Annotated in this window: 14 protein-coding genes; 8 read left to right on the top strand and 6 right to left on the bottom strand. The window is 72.3% G+C overall.

Annotation, left to right across the window (positions count from 1 at the left end; all coding sequences use genetic code 11):
• Window positions 1-11 precede the first annotated feature (11 nt).
• Window positions 12-2,819, bottom strand: coding sequence for a hypothetical protein (locus tag ACFYOU_RS07915; RefSeq protein ID WP_391304124.1), 2,808 nt, complete (start codon window positions 2,817-2,819; stop codon window positions 12-14).
• A gap of 599 nt (window positions 2,820-3,418) precedes the next feature.
• On the opposite strand from ACFYOU_RS07915, the gene ACFYOU_RS07910 reads away from it, so the two are divergent.
• Window positions 3,419-4,318, top strand: coding sequence for a hypothetical protein (locus tag ACFYOU_RS07910; RefSeq protein ID WP_391304123.1), 900 nt, complete (start codon window positions 3,419-3,421; stop codon window positions 4,316-4,318).
• A 56-nt stretch (window positions 4,319-4,374) separates the two neighbouring features.
• On the opposite strand, the gene ACFYOU_RS07905 is transcribed toward ACFYOU_RS07910, so the two are convergent.
• Window positions 4,375-6,021, bottom strand: coding sequence for an MFS transporter (locus ACFYOU_RS07905; protein ID WP_391304122.1), 1,647 nt, complete (start codon window positions 6,019-6,021; stop codon window positions 4,375-4,377).
• Window positions 6,022-6,333: 312 nt separating this feature from the next.
• Between ACFYOU_RS07905 and ACFYOU_RS07900 the strand changes: the two genes are divergently transcribed.
• From ACFYOU_RS07900 to ACFYOU_RS07880, 5 genes are all read left to right on the top strand, one after another.
• Complete coding sequence (locus tag ACFYOU_RS07900) at window positions 6,334-6,480, top strand: hypothetical protein (RefSeq protein WP_391304121.1); 147 nt, start codon at window positions 6,334-6,336, stop codon at window positions 6,478-6,480.
• 149 nt (window positions 6,481-6,629) lie between these two features.
• Window positions 6,630-7,409 carry an HAD-IIA family hydrolase gene (locus ACFYOU_RS07895; protein ID WP_391304120.1) on the top strand — a complete coding sequence of 260 codons (780 nt, stop codon included), beginning with the start codon at window positions 6,630-6,632 and terminating at the stop codon, window positions 7,407-7,409.
• A 107-nt stretch (window positions 7,410-7,516) separates the two neighbouring features.
• Window positions 7,517-8,131: a hypothetical protein gene (locus ACFYOU_RS07890; protein ID WP_391304119.1), complete on the top strand. Its 615-nt coding sequence runs from the start codon at window positions 7,517-7,519 to the stop codon at window positions 8,129-8,131.
• On the top strand, window positions 8,128-8,799 hold the full coding sequence (locus ACFYOU_RS07885; RefSeq protein WP_391304118.1) for a class F sortase: 672 nt from the start codon (window positions 8,128-8,130) through the stop codon (window positions 8,797-8,799). Before ACFYOU_RS07890 ends, ACFYOU_RS07885 begins: the two co-directional genes overlap by 4 nt.
• Before the next feature lie 94 nt (window positions 8,800-8,893).
• A complete protein-coding gene (locus ACFYOU_RS07880; protein ID WP_389762426.1) occupies window positions 8,894-9,898 on the top strand; it encodes a glycoside hydrolase family 6 protein in 1,005 nt (334 codons plus the stop codon).
• Window positions 9,899-9,908: 10 nt separating this feature from the next.
• Here ACFYOU_RS07880 and ACFYOU_RS07875 read toward each other — a convergent pair whose 3' ends face one another.
• Window positions 9,909-10,226, bottom strand: coding sequence for a hypothetical protein (locus ACFYOU_RS07875; protein WP_391304117.1), 318 nt, complete (start codon window positions 10,224-10,226; stop codon window positions 9,909-9,911).
• Between the two features lie 214 nt (window positions 10,227-10,440).
• Between ACFYOU_RS07875 and ACFYOU_RS07870 the strand changes: the two genes are divergently transcribed.
• Window positions 10,441-11,937, top strand: coding sequence for an alpha/beta fold hydrolase (locus ACFYOU_RS07870; protein WP_391304116.1), 1,497 nt, complete (start codon window positions 10,441-10,443; stop codon window positions 11,935-11,937).
• 224 nt (window positions 11,938-12,161) lie between these two features.
• Entirely contained in the window at window positions 12,162-12,926 is a 765-nt protein-coding gene (locus ACFYOU_RS07865; protein WP_391304115.1) for a methyltransferase domain-containing protein, read from the top strand.
• A gap of 61 nt (window positions 12,927-12,987) precedes the next feature.
• Here the strand turns inward: ACFYOU_RS07865 and ACFYOU_RS07860 are convergent, their stop codons facing one another.
• The 3 genes from ACFYOU_RS07860 to ACFYOU_RS07850 form a co-directional block, all read right to left on the bottom strand.
• Window positions 12,988-14,925 carry a galactose oxidase-like domain-containing protein gene (locus ACFYOU_RS07860; protein WP_391304114.1) on the bottom strand — a complete coding sequence of 646 codons (1,938 nt, stop codon included), beginning with the start codon at window positions 14,923-14,925 and terminating at the stop codon, window positions 12,988-12,990.
• Window positions 14,926-15,016: 91 nt separating this feature from the next.
• Window positions 15,017-17,242, bottom strand: a complete 2,226-nt coding sequence (locus ACFYOU_RS07855; protein ID WP_391304113.1) for a glycosyltransferase family 2 protein — start codon at window positions 17,240-17,242, stop codon at window positions 15,017-15,019.
• A 711-nt stretch (window positions 17,243-17,953) separates the two neighbouring features.
• Window positions 17,954-18,637, bottom strand: coding sequence for a FadR/GntR family transcriptional regulator (locus ACFYOU_RS07850; protein ID WP_389762443.1), 684 nt, complete (start codon window positions 18,635-18,637; stop codon window positions 17,954-17,956).
• Window positions 18,638-18,713 lie beyond the last annotated feature (76 nt).

Genomic DNA, 18,713 nt, shown 5'->3' with positions numbered 1-18,713 from the left:
GTCCACCGGGGTCAGGCGGTGTCCCGCACGGTCCCGGTGAACTCCGGGCCGTACTGCACGTCGCCGCTCTCCTCGTCGCTGACGGCGAGCTGGAGGCGCAGGTGCTCCGTGCCTTCGCTCACCGTGTCGGCGAGGGTCGGCACGGACACCAGCGCGCTCCGCTCACCCTGCGGCACGTTGAGCCACAGCCACGGGTGGTAGGGCTCCGGGTAGACCCGGGACAGCGCGAGCTCCGGGTTCGGCTCGATGCCCAGCTGGTCCAGCAACCAGGTCGGGTCGACGTCCTTGGTGGACAGTTCGGCGCCGGAGGTGACGGGGAGGATGCGGAGGTTCGCCAGGTAGAAGTCCGACTCGGTGGCCGCGGACAGGGCGACCCGCCAGGTCAGCGGCTTGCCCTCGGCCACGTCGTCGGCGACCGGCGTCACGGTCACCTCGGGCATCGGGTCGTCGTTCTGCACGGTCAACGAGCCGTCGGTCGCACCGACCACCGCGCCGCGCACCGCCTTGGCGTACACGTAGTTCCACTCGGATTCCCCGAAGAGCTTGTCGCCCTTCACCGTGAACGGGACGTCCACGCCCTGGCTGCCCGGCTTGACGGTCACCGTGCGGTGCTTGACGCCCTGGCCGGGGGAGACCACGAAGACCCGGACCTTGCCGGTGCCCTGCCCGGAGACGCTGACCGGCAGCCGGACGGTACGGGTACCGGAGTCGCCCTCCTTGACGGTGAGGGTGCCGAGGTCGATGCGCGGCATGTTCTTCGCCGGGTCGGGCGCCGGGGTGCCGGGGCGCCAACCCCAGGCGTCCATCAGCAGCAGCTCGCCCTTGGTGGTGCGCGGGACGAGTTCGAGGCTCTTGAGCTTGCTCTGGTCGAGTCCGGCGCGCACCGCGGCCTTCAGCGGGACGCGGACCTCACGGGCCCAGCCGGAGGTGGTCATGCGGGTGCCGGGCAGTCCGTCCACCGTGACCCGGCCCAGGTCGGCCCGACGGCCGTTGGTGTCGGTGACGCGGACGTCCAGCTTGGTGCCGGTGGTGTTGGGCGGCACGATCACGCGCAGCGCGAGCGCGTCGGAGCCCTTCACCGAGAACGGCCGGGACGGCGTCACCTTGACGGGGGAACCCGTACGGGACCACTTGGCCGTCACCGCGTGCCGGTCCGGCTCCGAGGGGACCGTCCACCAGGCGAAGTGCGGGGAGCGGAACACGCTCTCCTCGGGCAGGCAGCTCTTCGCCTCGTTGCGGTCGACCTGGTTGCAGACCTTGCCGCCGGTGACCTTGGTGGAGGTGGTGGGCAGGATCGCGGGCTTGCGGTGGGCGCCGACCGCGTGGGTGAGGACGCGCGCCTGGCCCGCCGAGGGCGCACTGCGGTGCGAACCGTCGAGCAGGGGGCGGACCTTGTCGTCACCGGCCACGAACAGCCGCGCCGCGGCGGCGATGTACGTCGACCCGGCCTTCTGCTGCTGGGCGGGCTTCAGCCGGGCGGCGGTGCCGACCGAGCACACCGCGTCGACGTTGCCCTCGTCCCAGTCGTCGTTCGCCGGGGCGACGGCTTGGCCGGGCGTCCACTCGGTGTTGAAGTAGTTGTGGTTGGCGCCGATGACGTAGGCGCTGCTGTGGAGTGCCTTGCCGCGGCTGGTGCCGCGGGTGCCGTCGGCGTAGATCTGGCCCTGGAGGTCGGAGACGTCTCCGTCGCAGCCGGGGAGCAGGGTGAGGGAGGGCACGTCGGGTGCGGGGTTGTGGCCGAAGATGGTCGGGCCGATGAGGACGGTGCCGCGGATCTTCCAGCGGACGGGTCCGCGGTAGCCGTCGGCGGCGGCGGGTGCCTTGTGCAGGGTGTCCAGGGCGGCGCGGTTGACGCCTTCGCCGCCGCGGGAGTGCCCGACGAGGAGGACCTTGTCCAGGTTCGCCTTGGGCAGCCGCTTGACCGCCGCGGGCGCGGTGGCCGGGTCCTTCGCCCACCCCGCCCAACGGGCCAGGTGCTGACGGACGAGGGACGAACGGGCCTGCGCACCGGCGTCCTCGACGTTGTTGTCCTGGCCGTTGACGCCGTTCGCGGAGATGGAGACGGTGACGTAGCCCTGGGATGCCAGCAGCTTCTGGTCGTGCAGGTAGCCCTTGTAGCTGGGGATCTGCTGGAAGCCGGACGGGCAGGGCCAGTCGATGTTGTCCTCGCCGGTCGCGTTGTAACAGGTCGCGTGGCGGCCGTGCAGGAACAGGGCGAGGGGGCGGGGGCCGGTCGCGTTCTTGGGTCCGACGACGGTGGCCTTCATCTCGACCTTGGCCGGGAAGTCCGGCAGCTTCACGGAGGAGAGGCTGTACTCGCCACTGGTGGTCTGGTAACGGCCCTTCACGCCCGGGTCGACGGGGTTCGCCGGCGCCAACGGTGCGTTCGCGGCGCGCTGTTCGGGGGCGGCAGATCGACGACGGGCCTCGGCCCGCTGTCCCGCCTCGTCCAACCGGCGCCCGCTCGCCAGCACCTTCAGGTCGTCACCGGCACCGACCTGTGCGGCACCCAGGGGGAGTCGGAAGGTCCGCTGGTCCTTCGAGGCGACCGGCACGCCCAGCCGGACGTCCCCGGCGTGGAACTCGACGCGCGAGTCGCCGATCGGAACGGGCTTCGACGCGGTCCAGACGAGTTCCCGCTCCGGGCCCGTACCGGATATTCGCCAACCGTCCGGCAACTGGCCGCCGGTCGACCGTGGGGCCTGCTCGGCGTTCGCCGGTGCCCCCTCCTGCGTGGCGTACGCCAACTCCGGTACACCCGCCGCTAGTACGAGTGCCGCCGTGGTGGCGACTCCCGTACGCCAGGCTCTGGTGGTCAAGGTGGTCCTCCTTGCAGCTAGGGCACAGGGGTCCCTGGGGGATCAGGGACCCCTCCCTTCACCCAGAGGGAGGCGGGGGCGGACACGAGGGTTGCGTTCCCGGCAGAGTTGGCGGGTTCCCGACGTTTAGAGCCGGACGAGGACGTCGGAGGCGGGCCTTACGGGGCACCGGGACGTGGTCCGGGCGAGGACGCCTCGGACCCGGGGCGACCCGGGGACCGCAGGAGGGGAGCGGTCCCCGGGCCCGACGCCGGACCCCGGACCCCGGTTTCAGGGGGAGGGCAAGGGGCCCGACGCCCGCCGAAGGGGTCCCGGCCGCGACGGATGCCGTCACGCGCGGTGGCCGAGCGTCCCCGGCCCCCCTGCCCCGGAGGACGGACGACACGGCGCCCGGGTTGCCTACCGCGGAACACCACCTCGGAGCGGAGCGGGCGACCCGGCGGACGCGGGTGGCGCGGCGACCACCCGAACGGTGCCCGGACGGGCCCGGTGTTCAGGGGACAGCCGGACGCCGATCGGGTGGGTGTCCGGCGCCCGCCGTTCGCCCCGGGCGCCCCGCTGGAAGCCTCCAGGTGCCACCGAACCGGGAGGCCGCCGCCATGACCCCGCCCGCCCCGTACCCGTGCCGCGCCGGTCGTCTCCTCCGGCTCCTCGCCGCCGCGGCCCTGGCCCTCGTCCCCACCGCACACGCCGTTCCCGCGGCCCACGCAGTCCATGCGGCTCATACAGCCCATGGACGCGCGGTCCCGGCGCCCGCCCCCGCGCTGCGCGGGCTGCCGCTGCCCGACACCCCGCTGCCCGCGGCCACCGCCCGCCCCGGGGCGTTCCCGCTGAGCGCCGAGGTGACGGACGCGCCCGCCGACTACCGCCCCGGTGCGCCCGCCACCTGGACGCTCACCGTGGCCAACCGCACGACCACCGCGTTCCGTTCCGTGTACCCGGTCGTCGTCCTCGCCGACGACCGGCGACGGCTGCGGGCCGCCCAGGTGCGGCTGGACTTCCACGACGGCACCCGCTGGCACCCCGCGCGGATCGAACGGACGGAGCGCGACGAGAACGTGGCCGTGCCGGACGACGCCTTCCCCGGCTTCACCATCGGCCCCCGCGGCGAGCTCGCCGTTCCGGTCCGGCTCGCCCTCGCCGCGGACGCGCCCGCCGACCGGGTCACGGCCAGCGCCGCCCTGGTCCAACGGGACCACGACGACGGTGCCTGGGTCGGCGCGGCGGACCCGTACGCCTTCCGGGTGACCCCGGGCGGACCCCCGCCCCCCGGTCACCCGCGCACCTCCCCGTCCGCCGCCGCTTCCACCGGACCGGGGCCGTCCGACGCCCCGACGGCCCCGCCCGCCGATCCCTCCGACGCCCCGGCGCCCGACCCCCACCAGCTGGCGATGACCGGTCAGCGGGCGTCCGCCCTCGTCGCCGCCGCGGCGGCCCTGCTGCTCGCCGGCACCACCGTCTACCTGGCGGCCCGTCGCATCAGGCCGCCACGGCGGTAGCCCGCGCCCGCGACCTCACGCCGCCCACCTCGCGCCGCCCGCATCACACCGCCCCGTCACACCGTGCGCCCCACGGCCTGCCCCTCCGACCCGTCCGACCCGTCCGTCTTGTCCGACCCGTCCGACCCGTCGGGACCCTTCGACGGGTCGGGGGCGCCGGGGGCGGCGGCGTCCAGGGGCCCCGCCGCCCGGGTGACCGGGACGCCCCGCAGCCGCAGCCCCGCCCAGACGGCAGTGGCCACCGTCACCGCGCCGGCCACCGCGGCGGTGACGTTCAGCCCGTACGTCAACGCCTCCCGCGAGGCCGCCAACAGGGGCTCCGCCAGGCCCCCCGGCAGGTCCGCCGCGACCGACCCGGCCCCGCCCAGGGTCCTGCGCACGGTGTCCGCCGCACCGGCCGGCAGCCCCGTCGGCAGACCGTCCCCGACCGAGGCCCGGTACACCGCCGTCCCGAGGCTGCCGAGCAGCGCGACCCCGAGCGCCACCCCCAGTTCGCCGCTGCTCTCGGACATCGCCGACGCCGCCCCCGCCCGCCGGGACGGCGCCGCACCGATCACCAGGTCCGTGCACAGGGTGATCATCGGACTGAGGCCCAACGCCACCATCAGGTACCCGAGGACCAGCACCGTCAGATCGTGCGGACCTGCCGCGCCCAGCACCCCGAACCCGGCGCCCGCCAGGGTCAGCCCCGCGGCGATCACCACCGAGGGCCGCCACCGCCGGACGAGCACCGGGGCCAACATCGAACCCGCGACCGTCCCCAGCGACGCCGGGACCATCCACACCCCGGCGAGCAGCGGCGACAGCCCCAACACCTCCTGGAGGTACAGGGCGATGAACACCTGCGTCCCGCCCATCGCGAACATCCCCAACAGATACGTACCGAGCGAGGTGTTGATGACCCGGTCCCGCAGCAGCGCGAGGTCCAGCAGCGGTTCGGTCAGGGCGAGTTGCCGCCGGACGAACCAGGTGCCGAGCGCGAGCCCGGCGACGCCCGCCGACACGGTCGTCCAGGCGAAGCCGTGCGCGGCGGTCTCCTTGACCGCGTAGACGACGCCGATCATCGAGCCGATCGACAGCAGCACGCTCGTCGGATCCACCCGCCCGCTCTGCGGGTCCCGGTACTCGGGCAGCAGCAGCGGTCCCAGGACCAGCAACAGCAACATCACCGGCACCCCGAGCAGGAAGACCGAGCCCCACCAGAAGAACTCCAACAGCAGTCCGCCCAGCAGCGGGCCCACCGTCGTGCCCACGGAGAAGCTGGTCATCACCACGGCGATCGCCACCCCGCGCTGCGCCGGGTCCACGAACATCACCCGGACGAGCGAGAGGGTCGACGGCATCAACGTCGCGCCCGCCAGCCCGAGCAGCGCCCGTGCCGCGATCAACGTCTGCGGGCTGTCCGCGTACGCGGCGAGCACCGAGGCGACGCCGAACAGGGTGGCCCCCGCCAACAGCAGCTTCCGTCGCCCGTACCGGTCGCCCGCCACCCCCATCGGCACCAGGGCGCCCGCGATGAGGAAGCCGTACACGTCCATGATCCACAGCAGCTCGGTGGACGAGGGACCGAGATCGGCGCTGAGCTGGGGGACCGCCAGGTACAGGACGGTCACGTCCATGGAGATCAGGAGCGTCGGCAGGGCGAGCACGGCGAGCCCGGCCCACTCCCGCCGTCCGGCGCGCGCGGGCGCCTGGCTGGTCATCAAGGTCTGCCTCCGTCGTGTGGGGCGGGTGCGTGGGGCACCCGGGTACGGGGATGCGCCGCCGCGCCGGGGCGGGCGGCACCGTGACGCGCGGCCACGGCAGGGCACTTGTACCGGCCCGGGGCCGGTGCCGGGTACACCGGCCGGGGGCCGTCACCTCCACTTGACCGATGGGGGAGGGTAGTCAGCGGGCCGGGTCGGAGGCGACGTGTTTTCCCCGGGGGCGGGAAGGTGCGAGGTGGTGGCCCCGGGGGCGCGGAATCGACGGGGCGCGGCCGGTGTTGAGCGGACAGAGCCGATGAGGAGAAGAAGATGGCCGGACTGTTGAGCAAGATCATGAGCTTTGTGCGCAGCCCGCAGGGTCAGCGGGCGGTGAGCGAGGTACGGCGGGCCGCCGCCGACCCGCGCCGCCGGGCGCAGGCCCGGCAGCTGTTGGGCAAGCTGCGCGGTCGCCGCTGAGTGCGCGCTGCGGGACCCGCGGACCTGCGGTTTCCCGGTGACCGGCAGGGTCAGTATCCGGCCGTGGTGACTAATCTGGGTGGCGTCGGCACAGAGTCGTTCCGGCGCCACACCAGCACCGCAGTCACGGATTCCCAGGAGACCGGCACATGGCAGAGCGCAAGCCCATCGAATCGTGGCTCACCGACATGGACGGGGTCCTGATCCATGAGGGCGTGCCGATTCCCGGCGCGGACGCGTTCATCAAGAAGCTGAGGGAGGGCGACCGTCCCTTCCTCGTGCTGACGAACAACTCCATCTACACCGCGCGGGACCTGCACGCGCGGCTCGCCCGCATGGGCCTCGACGTGCCCGTCGAGAACATCTGGACCTCCGCGCTCGCCACCGCGCAGTTCCTGGAGGACCAGCGGCCCGGCGGCACCGCGTACGTCATCGGCGAGGCGGGCCTGACCACCGCCCTGCACGACATCGGTTACGTGTTGACCGACCACGACCCCGACTACGTCGTCCTGGGCGAGACCCGGACGTACTCCTTCGAGGCGATGACCAAGGCCGTCCGACTGATCAACGACGGCGCCCGGTTCATCTGCACCAACCCCGACGAGACCGGACCGTCCACGGAGGGCCCGCTGCCCGCGACCGGTTCCGTCGCCGCGCTGATCACCAAGGCCACCGGCAAGGACCCGTACTTCGCGGGCAAGCCGAACCCGCTGATGATGCGGACGGGACTGAACGCGATCGGTGCGCACTCCGAGACCAGCGCGATGATCGGCGACCGGATGGACACGGACGTCCTCGCCGGACTGGAGGCCGGGATGGAGACGTTCCTCGTCCTCACCGGACTCACCTCCCGGGACCAGATCGAGAAGTTCCCCTTCCGCCCCTCCTGGGTCGTCGACTCCATCGCCGACCTGGTCGACCGCATCTGATCCGTACGTGGGTGGCGGAATGTGTCCCTCGAACGGAGCAGTGGGGGCGGGGTGGCGGGGCGGGGACCGGGTCGGCGCGTGAACCTGGGGGTACCAGGAGGTTCACGATGCGCATCCGCTCGCTCGCACAGCGTTCCACCGGGGTGGTCGTCGCCCTGGCGGCCCTGTCCCTGACCGGCACCGGCGCCGCTGCGGCAGCGACCGGCCCGGAGCAGGAACCCGCCGTCCTGGCCGTACGCCCCGCGGCGGCACCCCCGGGCACCGAGGTCGCCCTGACGGTCACCGGTTGCCCGGGCACCACCGCCCGCGCCCGGTCGGACGCGTTCGTCGCCCCCGCCGACCTCGCCCCGGCCCCCCGCGGCACCGGACTGTTCGCCGAGGCGCGGCTGCGGTCCGGTGCGGCGCCCGGCCCGTACGGGATCACCGTCAGCTGCGCCGGCCGGGACCACGTCGTCCCCGCGGCCGTGCGCGTGACCGAACCGGGCCGACAGGGCGGCCCCGGTCGAGCGGAGCCGGACGCGCCGGCCGCCACGCCGACCGCGCCGGTCAGCGCGGGCGGCGGCGGAGCCCCGGGGCCCGAGGCGGAGGACCGCGAGGGCACCGGCCCGGGGCTGCGACAGGCCGTCGTCGGCCTGGTCCTCGCCTGCGTCGCGGCCCTCGTGGTCGTGGGGCGCGGACTGCGCGCCCGCCGCCCGGACGGCGACCGGAACCCGAGCTCATGACCGCCCGCTCCCGCGTCGCGGGCCGCCTCGCGATCGCCGCGGCCTGGGCGGTCCTGCTCTCCGGACTGTGGCTCTGGGGCCGCGAGATCACCTCCGTACCGCCGCCCGCCCCGGACCGGGGCACCGGCCCGGTGCGGGGCGACGTCGCGGCCGTGGGCCGACCGCTCGGCGCGGGGCTCCCCGCCGCGCACCGCCCGCTGGCCCCGGCCCGGCCCGAGCGGGTGGACGTCCCCCTCGCGGGCGTCCTGGCGCCCGTGGTGCCCCGCGGACTGGACGGGGCGGGAGCCGTCGCCGCGCCGCCGCTCGACCAACCCGGCACCGTCGCCTGGTACGGCACGGGCACCGCTCCCGGGGCGGCCGGCGCGGCGCTGTTCGTCGGGCACGCGGACGGCCGCAGCGGGCCCGCCGTCTTCCACCGGCTGCGGACCCTGGTCCCCGGCGACGCGGTCCGGGTGGTCCGCTCGGACGGCACCGTCGCCGGGTTCACCGTCGAGGACGTCCGGATCGTCGACCGGGACCACTTCGACGCGGCGCAGGTGTACGGACCGCACCGGGACGGCCGGGCCGAACTCCGACTGATCACCTGCGGCGGGAAGTTCGACCGGGCGAGCGGCACGTACCGCGCGAACGTCGTGGTGTCCGCGTACCTGACGCACGTCCAGCGCTGAACCGGGCCCTGCCGAGGAGGCGGGGCGGCCCGGCGACCCGTCAGGTCGCGTATGTCAGGATTGGACCTCGGACGGCGCACCCAAGGGGGACTGGATGTACGGCAAGGTGAGGGCGTCGATAGCCGCGGTGGGGGCGACGCTGCTGCTCGTGGCGTGTTCCTCGTCCGGCGACGACTCCGGCGGCGACAAGCCGAAGCCGGTCCAGCAGCAGCCGAAGGACAAGGACCCGTACTGGGTCAACCCCGAGGGCAAGGCCGCCGACCAGGTCGCCTCCTACGAGAAGGACGGCAAGGACGACGAGGCCGGCCTCATCCGGCGGATCGCCGCGCAGCCCACGGCGGACTGGGTCGGCCCCGAGGACCCGGAGGCCCAGGTCCGCGGGATCACCGAGGCGGCCGAGGCGGCCGACCGGGACGCGCTGCTCGTCCTCTACAACATCCCGCACCGCGACTGCGGCCAGTACTCCGGCGGCGGCGCGGCGGACGGCAACGCCTACCGGGCCTGGATCGACGGGGTGGTCAAGGGCATCGGGGACCGCCGGGCGACGGTCGTCCTGGAGCCCGACGCGGTCCTGCACCTGGTCGACGGCTGCACCCCGCAGCAGTTCCACGAGGAGCGGTACCACCTGCTGTGGGGCGCGGTGGAAAAGCTCAAGTCCTCGAAGAACACCAAGGTGTACGTGGACGCGGGCAACGCCGGCTGGGGCAAGTCCGACCAGATCTTCGAGCCGCTGAAGCGCGCGGGCGTGCAGAAGGCGGACGGCTTCTCGGTCAACGTCTCCAACTTCTACTCCACCGCCGACAGCGTCCGCTACGGCAAGGAACTGTCCGCGAAGGTCGACGGCAAGCCCTTCGTCGTGGACACCAGCCGCAACGGCAACGGCCCCTACACCGAGGGCGAACCGGCCGAGCGCTGGTGCAACCCCCCGGGCCGGGCGCTCGGCGAGGTCCCCACCACGCAGACCGGTGACCCCCTGGTCCACGCCTTCCTCTGGGTCAAGCGGCCCGGCGAGTCGGACGGCGAGTGCAAGGGCGGCCCCAAGGCGGGGGACTGGTGGCCCGAGTACGCACTGGAACTGGCGAAGGCCGGCAAGGGCTGACCGCGCGGGTTCACGCGCCGCTGCCGCGCCCCCCAGCAGAGCCGGTTCGGGGATTTCCTCGGCCGGGGTGAACCCGGTGAAGTCGCCCCGCTCCAGCCTGTGGAACGTCTCTTCCTGGCGGGCCAGCAGATCGGGGGCGGGTCTTGAGGGCCCAGGCCGCCAGCTCTCCGTAGAGGTCCTGGGCGGGTGTGGTCTCCACGGCGCTGTCGAACTCCGGCCGCAGTTCGGACGCGAGCGCCCGCCGGATGCCTCTGACCGTCGCGGGCAGGGCGATCTCCTCGCCGCCGTCGTACACGGAGAACGAGGGTCCGTCGGGAGTCTGGGACACGGATGTTCCTCCGGGGTCGGCCGATCGATGACTGCGTCCGGCCGGTCAGTGTTCCGGCACCCACGGGCCAAGGGGAGGGCTGCGCCCGCCGGTTCACCTGGACGAGTCAGCTGCTGGAGGCCCCCGGTGGGTCGGCCCGCGCCCGGTGCGCCTGTTACGTGCCCATCACCTGTTCATGGAGTCGTCACCATGCCGGGCGTGAACCATTCCGCGCATGAGTACGAGCAACCGCACGAACGCCACTTCCCGCACCCGGCGGCGGGTCCTCCCCACGCTCTCCACGCTCCTCGCGCTGTCCGCCTCGGCCGCCGCCCTCTCCGCCCCGGGCGCCGCAGCCTCGGGCACCCCCGCCCCCGCGTCCTCCATCACGTGGGGCGTCTGCTCCAAGTCCGAGCCGTGGTCCCCGGACCCCAGCCCCCACGCGCAGTGCGGAACGGTCAAGGTGCCGTTGGACTGGTCGAAGCCCAAGGGCCCGAAGATCGACCTCGTCGTCGCCCGGTACGCGGCCACCGACCCCGGACGACGGATCGGCGTCCTGATGTCGAACCCGGGCGGTCCCGGAACGTCCGGAGTCGAGGACGTGATGTACGCGGACGACCCCCACGAGGGCTACGCGCCGGCCATGCTGAAGCGCTTCGACATGGTCAGCTTCGACCCGCGCGGCATCGGCCGCAGCCAGCCCGTCCACTGTGACGACACGATCAGCAGCCCGACCCCGATCCGCCCCCGCAGCGCCGCCGAGTTCGAGCGCCTGCGCACCCTGAACGGCAAGCTGGCGGACAGTTGCCGGACGCGAACGGGACCGCTCGCCGGCCACCTGGACACCGAGAGCGTGGCCCGTGACGTGGACGCGATCCGCGCGGCCCTCGGCGAACCCCGGATCAGCTTCCTCGGCCACTCCTACGGCACGCTCATCGGCGAACGGTACGCCCGGCTGTTCCCCGGCAAGCTCCGCGCCCTGGCGCTCGACAGCGCGATGGACCCGGACCGGCCGGACGCCGAGCGCTACCTCACGGAGGGCAGCGCCACCCTGGAGGGCGCGTTGCAGCGGTTCGCGGACTGGTGCGCGAAGGACACGACCTGCGTGCTGAAGGGACAGGACGTCAAGGCCCTCACGGCCGAGCTGTTCGCCCGCGCCGACGCGGGCACGCTCCGCGACCCGGGCCCGAACGGTCCCACCCGGAAGAAGATCGGCCCCGATCAACTGGCGGACCAACTCACCTTCCGCGTGGGCGACTACACCCCGGAGTCGCTGGCCGAGGACCTGTCCGCCCTGCGCACCGGAAAGGGCGAGGTCCACTGGATCCCCATCGGGAACCACGTCGAGGCGCAGCTCGTGCTGTGCCGGGACTACGACTTCCGCATCCGCGACTACGCCCACTACCGGGCCATCCTCAAGCGGGTCGCCAAGGCAGCGCCGCACGTCCGCTACAACAGCCAGGCGCTGGACCTCGTCCTCGGCTGCCAGGGCTGGACCGAGCCGCCGAAGCCGCAGCCCGCGAAGGCGAAGGGCGAACTCCCGCCCGTCCTCGTGGTCAACGCCGTCCATGACTCCGCGACCCCGCTGCCGGGCGCGCAGCGCATGGCGCGTGCCTTCCCGAGGGGGAAGCTGGTCACGTGGGACGTCGCGGGCCACTGGCTCTACGGCCGCAGCAACCTGCCCGAGGCGCGGCGGGCCATCGACGCGTACCTGACCAGCCCGAAGGGCTGAGCCGGGGTACGGGGGCGGACCGCCCGCGCGGTGCGCCCCCGTACGTCAGACTCCGCCGCTCCGGGCCCCGTGCGCCGCGTTCCACGCAGTCGTTGTCCTTGCCGCTGTAGCTGCTCTTGTGCCAGTACGCGCCTGTCGGCTCGCCCTCAGCGGTTCGGGGCGCGGAGCCCACCGCACGGAAAACGGGTTGAACGCGGACCGGTGATCGACTTGGGTTCGTCCTCGTGACTGCCTTGAGTGATCTCGTACGACCGGACCGCTATCCGCGGTCGTCCCGCTACGACCCGGCGTGGCTGCTCGACCTCGACATGGGGCCGAACCCGCTGTGGCTGCTGGAGGACCTGGCCGGGGACCTGGACCTGCGCCCGGGGGCGAGGGTGCTCGACCTGGGCTCCGGCAAGGGGGCCACCTCGGTGTTCCTGGCCCGCGAGTACGGGGTCCGGGTCGTCGCGGCCGACTGGTGGATCGCCGCCGAGGAGGCGTCGGCCGTGTTCGACGCGGCGGGCGTGGGGGACGCGGTCGAGGCGGTACGGGCCGAGGCGCACGCGCTGCCGTTCGAGGACGGGAGCTTCGACGCGGTCGTCAGCATCGACGCGTTCGAGTACTTCGGCACCTCGGACCACTACCTGCCCTACCTGCTGCGGTTCCTGCGGCCGGGCGGTCAACTGGCGGTGGCCACACCCGCGATGACCCGGGAGGCCCGCGAACTCGGGGCGGTCCCGTCGCACATCAGACAGGTGGTCGGCCGGGAGGCGATGGCGTGGCACACCGCCGAGTGGTGGCGCTTCCAGTGGGAGACCACCGGCCTGGTGGACGTCACCTCCGCGCGCCTGCAACCGGACGCCTGGCGCGACTGGTTGCTGTGGACGCGGGCGGGGATCGAGCACCGGCCGCGGGGGCGGGCGGCCGCCCAGCCCGTGATCGACATGCTCACCGAGGACGGCGGGGAGTTCCTGTCCTTCGCGCTGCTCACCGCCCGCAAGCACTGAGAACGGCCCCCGCCCCTCCGGGTCGCAGTCGGAGGGACGGGGGCCGCCGCGCGGAACCGGGTTACGGCACCCGCACCCACTGGGCCTTGCTCGGGGTGCCCCGGTCGTCGGTGACGAACAGCATGTACCAGCCGGACTGGACCAGGTTGCGGTTCTTCGGGACGGTCACCGTGACGCTGCCCTCGCCCTTCTTCACGTCCAGGGCGATGGACTTCTGGTCGATGTCCGTGACGTGCGTGGACGCGCTGGGCCGCATCAGCCGGGCCGACTTGACGGTGGAGCTGTCCCGGGTGGTGAAGGTCGCCGAGCCGCCGAGCTTGATGGTCTTGGGGCCGCCGCTCAGCGAGGGCCGCTCGTCGCGGAACAGGTAGGGCGGGGTGTAGATCTCGACGCGCTGTTCGAACGTGCCGGGCTTGGTGTTGGCCTTGTCGTCGTAGAGCGGGTCCGAGCCGAAGAACATCAGCCGGCCGTCGGGGAGCAGGACCGACCCGGAGTGGTAGTTGCGGCCGACCAGCGGATCGGCGACCCGCTCCATGCTGTTGTCCTTCGCGTCGTAGATGCGGGCCTGGAGGATGTCGGAGGCGCCGCGCCCCCGGTAGTCCTCGGAGCCGCCGGAGATGAGGACCGTGTCGTCGGGGAGGACCGACGCCTGCGGGTAGCGGGTGCCCTTCTCCAACTCGGGTCCGTCCTCGAAGCGGGGCTCGTCGGCGAGGAGGTCGACCAGTCGGGTCTTCTTGCTCGACTCCTTCGACTCGCCGACCCCGCCACCGCCGATGACCATGTACTTCTCGTCCTGGGCGGGCGGCAGCAGCACCGTCTGCGAGGTCTCCATCAGCTTCGGGTCACTGAGCCCGGGAACCTTGCGGAACTTGTTCGACGCGAGGTCCCAGACGCCCGGGTCGCGGCCCACGTCGGCGGGTCCGTACCCGGCGTTGGAACCGGAGTAGAAGAGCTTGCCGTTCTGCATCAGGGAGACGGCCGGGTACGTGGGGAACTGGCGCACGCCCTTCGTGTACTCCCAGCCCTTGGTCTTCGGGTCGTACACCTCGTTCTTGCCGGGAACGAGCTGACCGATCTCGTCCAGCCCGGAGAGGCTGAGGACCTTGCCGTCGGTGAGGGTGGTGAGCGTCGGGTACCAGCGCGCCTCCTTCATCGGGTCGACCTGGATGTACTTCTCGGCGATCGGGTCGAACTCGAACGAGTCCTTGATGCCCTGGAAGTCCTTCTTGTCCAGGGCGAGCTTCTCGGCCATGCCGTACGTGTTGCGGGCGTCCGCGCCCTTCAGGCCCTCGACCACGTAGTTGTCCTGGGTGCCCGTCTCGTGCTCGGCGCCGCTCTTGGCCGCCTCGACGTAGATCCGGCCGAGCCCCGGGTCGTTGCGCAGGAACCTGCCGGTCCCCTTGTCGAACACCTTCTTCGCCCGTTCCACGACCACCGGGTCCTTGGAGACGAACGTCTTGCCGTTGGTCTTGCCGGTGAAGGTGGTGCCCGCGGGAATCGTGATCGGCTTGTCCGGGTTCTCGTTGTGCACGACCATCAGCCCGCCGGCCTTGGTCACGTCGCCCTGGAGCTTCTCGTACCGCTTGGTGCCACCGGCGATCAGCAGGTTGCCGTTGCCGAGCTGGGTGTGGCCGGAGCAGAAGAGGTCCGTCGGAGTGTCGATCTTCTTGACCTTGTTGGTCTCCGGGTCCCAGAGCCGGGTGTCGAACTGCTGGTTGTCGAAGTTCTCCTGGTTGTTCCCGGAGCCCGCGACCATCAGGACCTTGCCGGTGCGCAACAGGGCCGCGTGGATGGTGTTCTGGCGGTACTCCTCGGGGAAGTCGAGGATCTTCCACTGCCCGTTGGCGGCTTTGTACTCCGGCTTGTTGATCGTGTACTCGTGGTACTTCTCGGATCCGAACCGGTAGAGCGCCGGGCCGTTCATGGCGGCCAGCGCGACCGCGACCGCCGCGCCTATCGCGATGCGGCGGGCGCGGCGGCGGCTGGAACGGTCTTTCACGGCTTACCCCGATGTGACTGGTAGTGGTATCGCGGACGGTGAACGGCAGGGGGGACGGTGACGGGGGCGTCCGGCTGGACGCCGCCCGTACTCAGGCGCCCGGCGGGACGTGGAACCCGGGCCCGGTCCTGCGGTGCCGCCCCGGAGCCCCGGGTGCCCCGGGCGGGGGCTGCACGGTGCGCTCGGCGCGGGTGTCCTGGGGGCCCGGGGGCCCCTGGGGGCTCTGGGTGAACGAGCGTCCCGGGATGGGGATCTGCATCGTCTGGTCGTCGCCGGAGGCCCAGGTGGGACGCTGCTGCGGGATGTGCGGCCCCGCCGGTGCGGAGTGCCGGCCGCGCGGGCGCGGGGGCGTCGACTCCCCGGGGGCGTCACCGGCCCCCGGCCCGTCCGGGTCGGTCCGCTGCGGGCGGTCGGCGGGGGACGGGTCGTCGGAAGCGTCCGATGCGGCGGCCGGCCAGTCGGGCACGGCGGCGGGCGCGGGGGCCGGGCCCGCGGCGGGCGCGGACGCCGCTTCGGTGGCGGGCTTCGCCGCGGCCTTCTTCGCGTCCTGGCGCATCGTCCACTGCCAGGCGAAGATCGGCGCCGCGGTGATCAGCAGGGCGAAGGTGGCCCAGATGATCATCGCGGGGTGCGCGTGGCCGAGGAAGAAGGAGGCGACCATCGACGCCCCGAACACCGCGATGAAGAACAGGTGGATGCGGAAGGTCCCGAACAGCGTGTCGGGGCTCGCCGAGTCGCCCTTGGGCGTCACCACGAACTTGCTCTTGCGGCGCAGCACCGCGTCCATCAGCGAACGGGCGTAGATCGGCGCGGACAGCGCGGACATCACCATGCCCGCGACGCCGCCGGACCCCTCGGGCTCGTGCGGGGAGACGTTGTGACGACGGTTCCAGACGTACAGGCCGATCTGGAGCGCGGAGGCGTTGCCGTACAGCATCAGCCAGATCGTCGGGTCGATGTTCACGCCCGAGGCGCCGAGACCGAGGAACAGGGCGCAGCTCAGGGCCGCGAGGATCCAGTTCAGTGCGGACATCGGATAGAAGATGATCATCATCGTGTAGTTGAAGAGCTTGCCCGGGGGCAGGGAGTAGAAGCCCTTCCAGTACTGCGTGAGGATCGTCTCGTAGGTGCCGCGCGACCAACGGAGCTGCTGGGTGAAGAAGTCGGTCCAGGCGTTGGGGCCCTCACCGACGGCGAGCACGTCCGGGGTGTAGACGGAACGCCACTTGTTGCCGGTGGCGGGGTTCTTGTGCCGGTGGATCTCGAACCCGGTCGCCATGTCCTCGGTGATCGAGTCGTACAGACCGCCGATCTGCTTCAGGGCCTTGATCCGGACGGCGTTGGAGGTGCCCACGAACATCGGCGCGCCGTACGCGTTCCCGGCGCGCTGGATCAGCGCGTGGAAGAGGAACTGCTGCGATTCGGCGGCCTTGGTGACGAAGGAGTCGTAGTTGCCGTACACCTGCGGGCCGATGACGAAGCCGACGTCCGGGTCCCGGAAGAAGCCCAGCATCCGCTCCAGGTAGTTGGGCAGCGGGATGTGGTCGGTGTCGACGGACGCGAAGTAGTCGTAGTCGTCGCCGTGCGCGTCGAGCCAGGCGTTGTAGTTGCCGTGCTTGGTCTTGGCCCGGTGGGGTCCCTTGACCATGTTCCACTTGGCGACGCCCTTGCGGGAGAAGTGGCGCACGCCGAGCCGTTCGCAGACGGCCTTGACGTCGGCGTCGTCGCCCTCGTCCAGCAACCAGACGTGCATCAGTCCGCGGTGACGGATCTTCACGGCCGCCTCCAGCGTCTTCGTCACCATCTCCAACGGCTCCTTGCCGGGCACGAAGGAGGTGAGGAAGGCGACCCGGGTGCCGGTCTCAGGGACCACGGGGATGGGGTCGCGGGCGACGATCGTGGCGTGCGCGTTGGACAGCACGTTCATGCAGCGGAAGAACTCGATCAGTCCGATCGAGACGAGCATGACGACGTCGAGGGCGGGCAGGAAGTCATAGGCGGGGTGGTCGCGCTCGGTCCAGTGCTCGGGCTGGAGCAGCCAGAACAACAGGATCAGGGAGACGATCGGGGCGGCGCCCAACATCAGCGCGGCGCGGATGCGGTGCGGTTCCTGGGACAGGAGGGAGCGGTAGCGCACCTTGTAGGGCTGGTGGGGGTCGGGCTGCGTGAGGGGGCCCGCGAGGCGGCTGTAGTGCTCGTAGTCGTAGCGTGGCAGGGACTTCTTTATTCGGCGTAGGCCGCCCGTCCGGTGCACACGTAGCTGTGTCGTCTCGGTCGGGTCGAAGTTCTGCCCCGCGCCTGAAGGCGGCGACGTCATGAGCCATCCCCCCACACGCGCGTCTAGCGCGTGAGTTTCATCGTTCTCCTCCGCCCGGTCCGGTTCCCCTGTCCGGGGCCGGGCGCGCCAGTGGCAGCCGCTCTCACTTTAGACAGTGAACAGGGACTTCCGGTTGCATGATGCCCCCCTTGGTATCCGTCTGTGCACCGGGGGGCCCTTCGGCGGCCCCCGAACCACGGTGCAGTGGTCGCCCCCTCACCAGGAGTGGTTGCTCCACGGGTCCCGTGCGGGTGCGTAGGCGCTTGCCCGCGCAGTTCCCCGCGCCCCCTTCGGTGCGTTCACCTGGCGGTGCGCTGTTCCCTGCGGGTGCGTCGTGGCTGCCCGCGCAGTTCCCCGCGCCCCTATCGGGGCGTTCCGCTGGGCCTGCGCGGTTCCGTGCGGGTGCGTCGTGGCTGGTCGCGCAGTTCCCCGCGCCCCTGACGGGGCGCCCTCTGTGCACACGGGCCGGAAGGTGCCCCGATAGGGGCGCGGGGAACTGCGCGAACGCCGGGCGTACCCGAGCCGGACCCCGCACGGGAGCTGGACGCACCCCATGGGGGGCGCGGGGAACTGCGCGAAACCGCAGCGCACGTCCGCAGGACAGCGCACCGCCAGGTGAACGTACCGAAGGGGGCGCGGGGAACTGCGCGACCAGCCACGACGCACCCGCACGGGACAGCGCACCGTCAGGTGAACGTGCTGGGGGACCGCTCAGGCGGAACCGAGCGTCGCAGCCAACCGATCACGAACGTGCCCAAAGTGGTCCTGGATGGCCCGCTCCGCCCGCAACACGTCCCCGGACCGCACCGCGTCAAGGATCTCCCGGTGCTGCCGACAGGTCACCCGGGGATCCTGCGGAACGTCCACCAGATCCGTCCGCACCCGGTGGAACGCGTCCCAGAACGCTTCGAGCACCTCCCCGAGCAACAGGTTCCCGAGCCCCCGGTACAGCGCCGCGTGGAACGCCCGGTCCGTCTCGAACAGGGACACCCCCTCCGCGGCGAGAGCGTCCATGCGGTCGGCCAGGCCCTCCAACTCGGCGAGGTCCCCCGCGGGCAGCCGCCCCGCGAGCCGGGAGACGAGCCCGGTCTCCAGCGCCGCCCGCACTTCGAGGAGCTGGAGCAGGCTCGCCTCGCCCCGGTAGTGCCCGGCGACGGTACGGAAGACGAGCCCCTCCATCATGGGAGCCATCGACATGGGTCCGACATACGTGCCGAAGCCGTGCCGGATCTCCACGATCCCCATGGCCTGGAGTCCTTTGAGCGCCTCGCGGACGGAGTTGCGGCTGACGCCGAGCAACTCCATCAGTTCGGGCTCCGTGGGCAGCACCGCACCGGAACGCAGTCGCCGGTCGATGATGAGTTTCTTGATCCGCTCCTGGATGTCGCGCGCCATGGGGGTCACCGTAGCGGCCGGGCGCCCGGGGGTCCCGGACAGCGAAAAGCCCCCCGGCTCGCCGGAGGGCTTCACG

It is taken from the genome of Streptomyces sp. NPDC005955, from assembly GCF_042871255.1.
Taxonomy (GTDB): Bacteria; Actinomycetota; Actinomycetes; order Streptomycetales; family Streptomycetaceae; genus Streptomyces.
The sequence above is the reverse complement of the archived record's forward strand: the minus strand, read 5'-3'. Positions and strand labels throughout refer to the sequence as shown.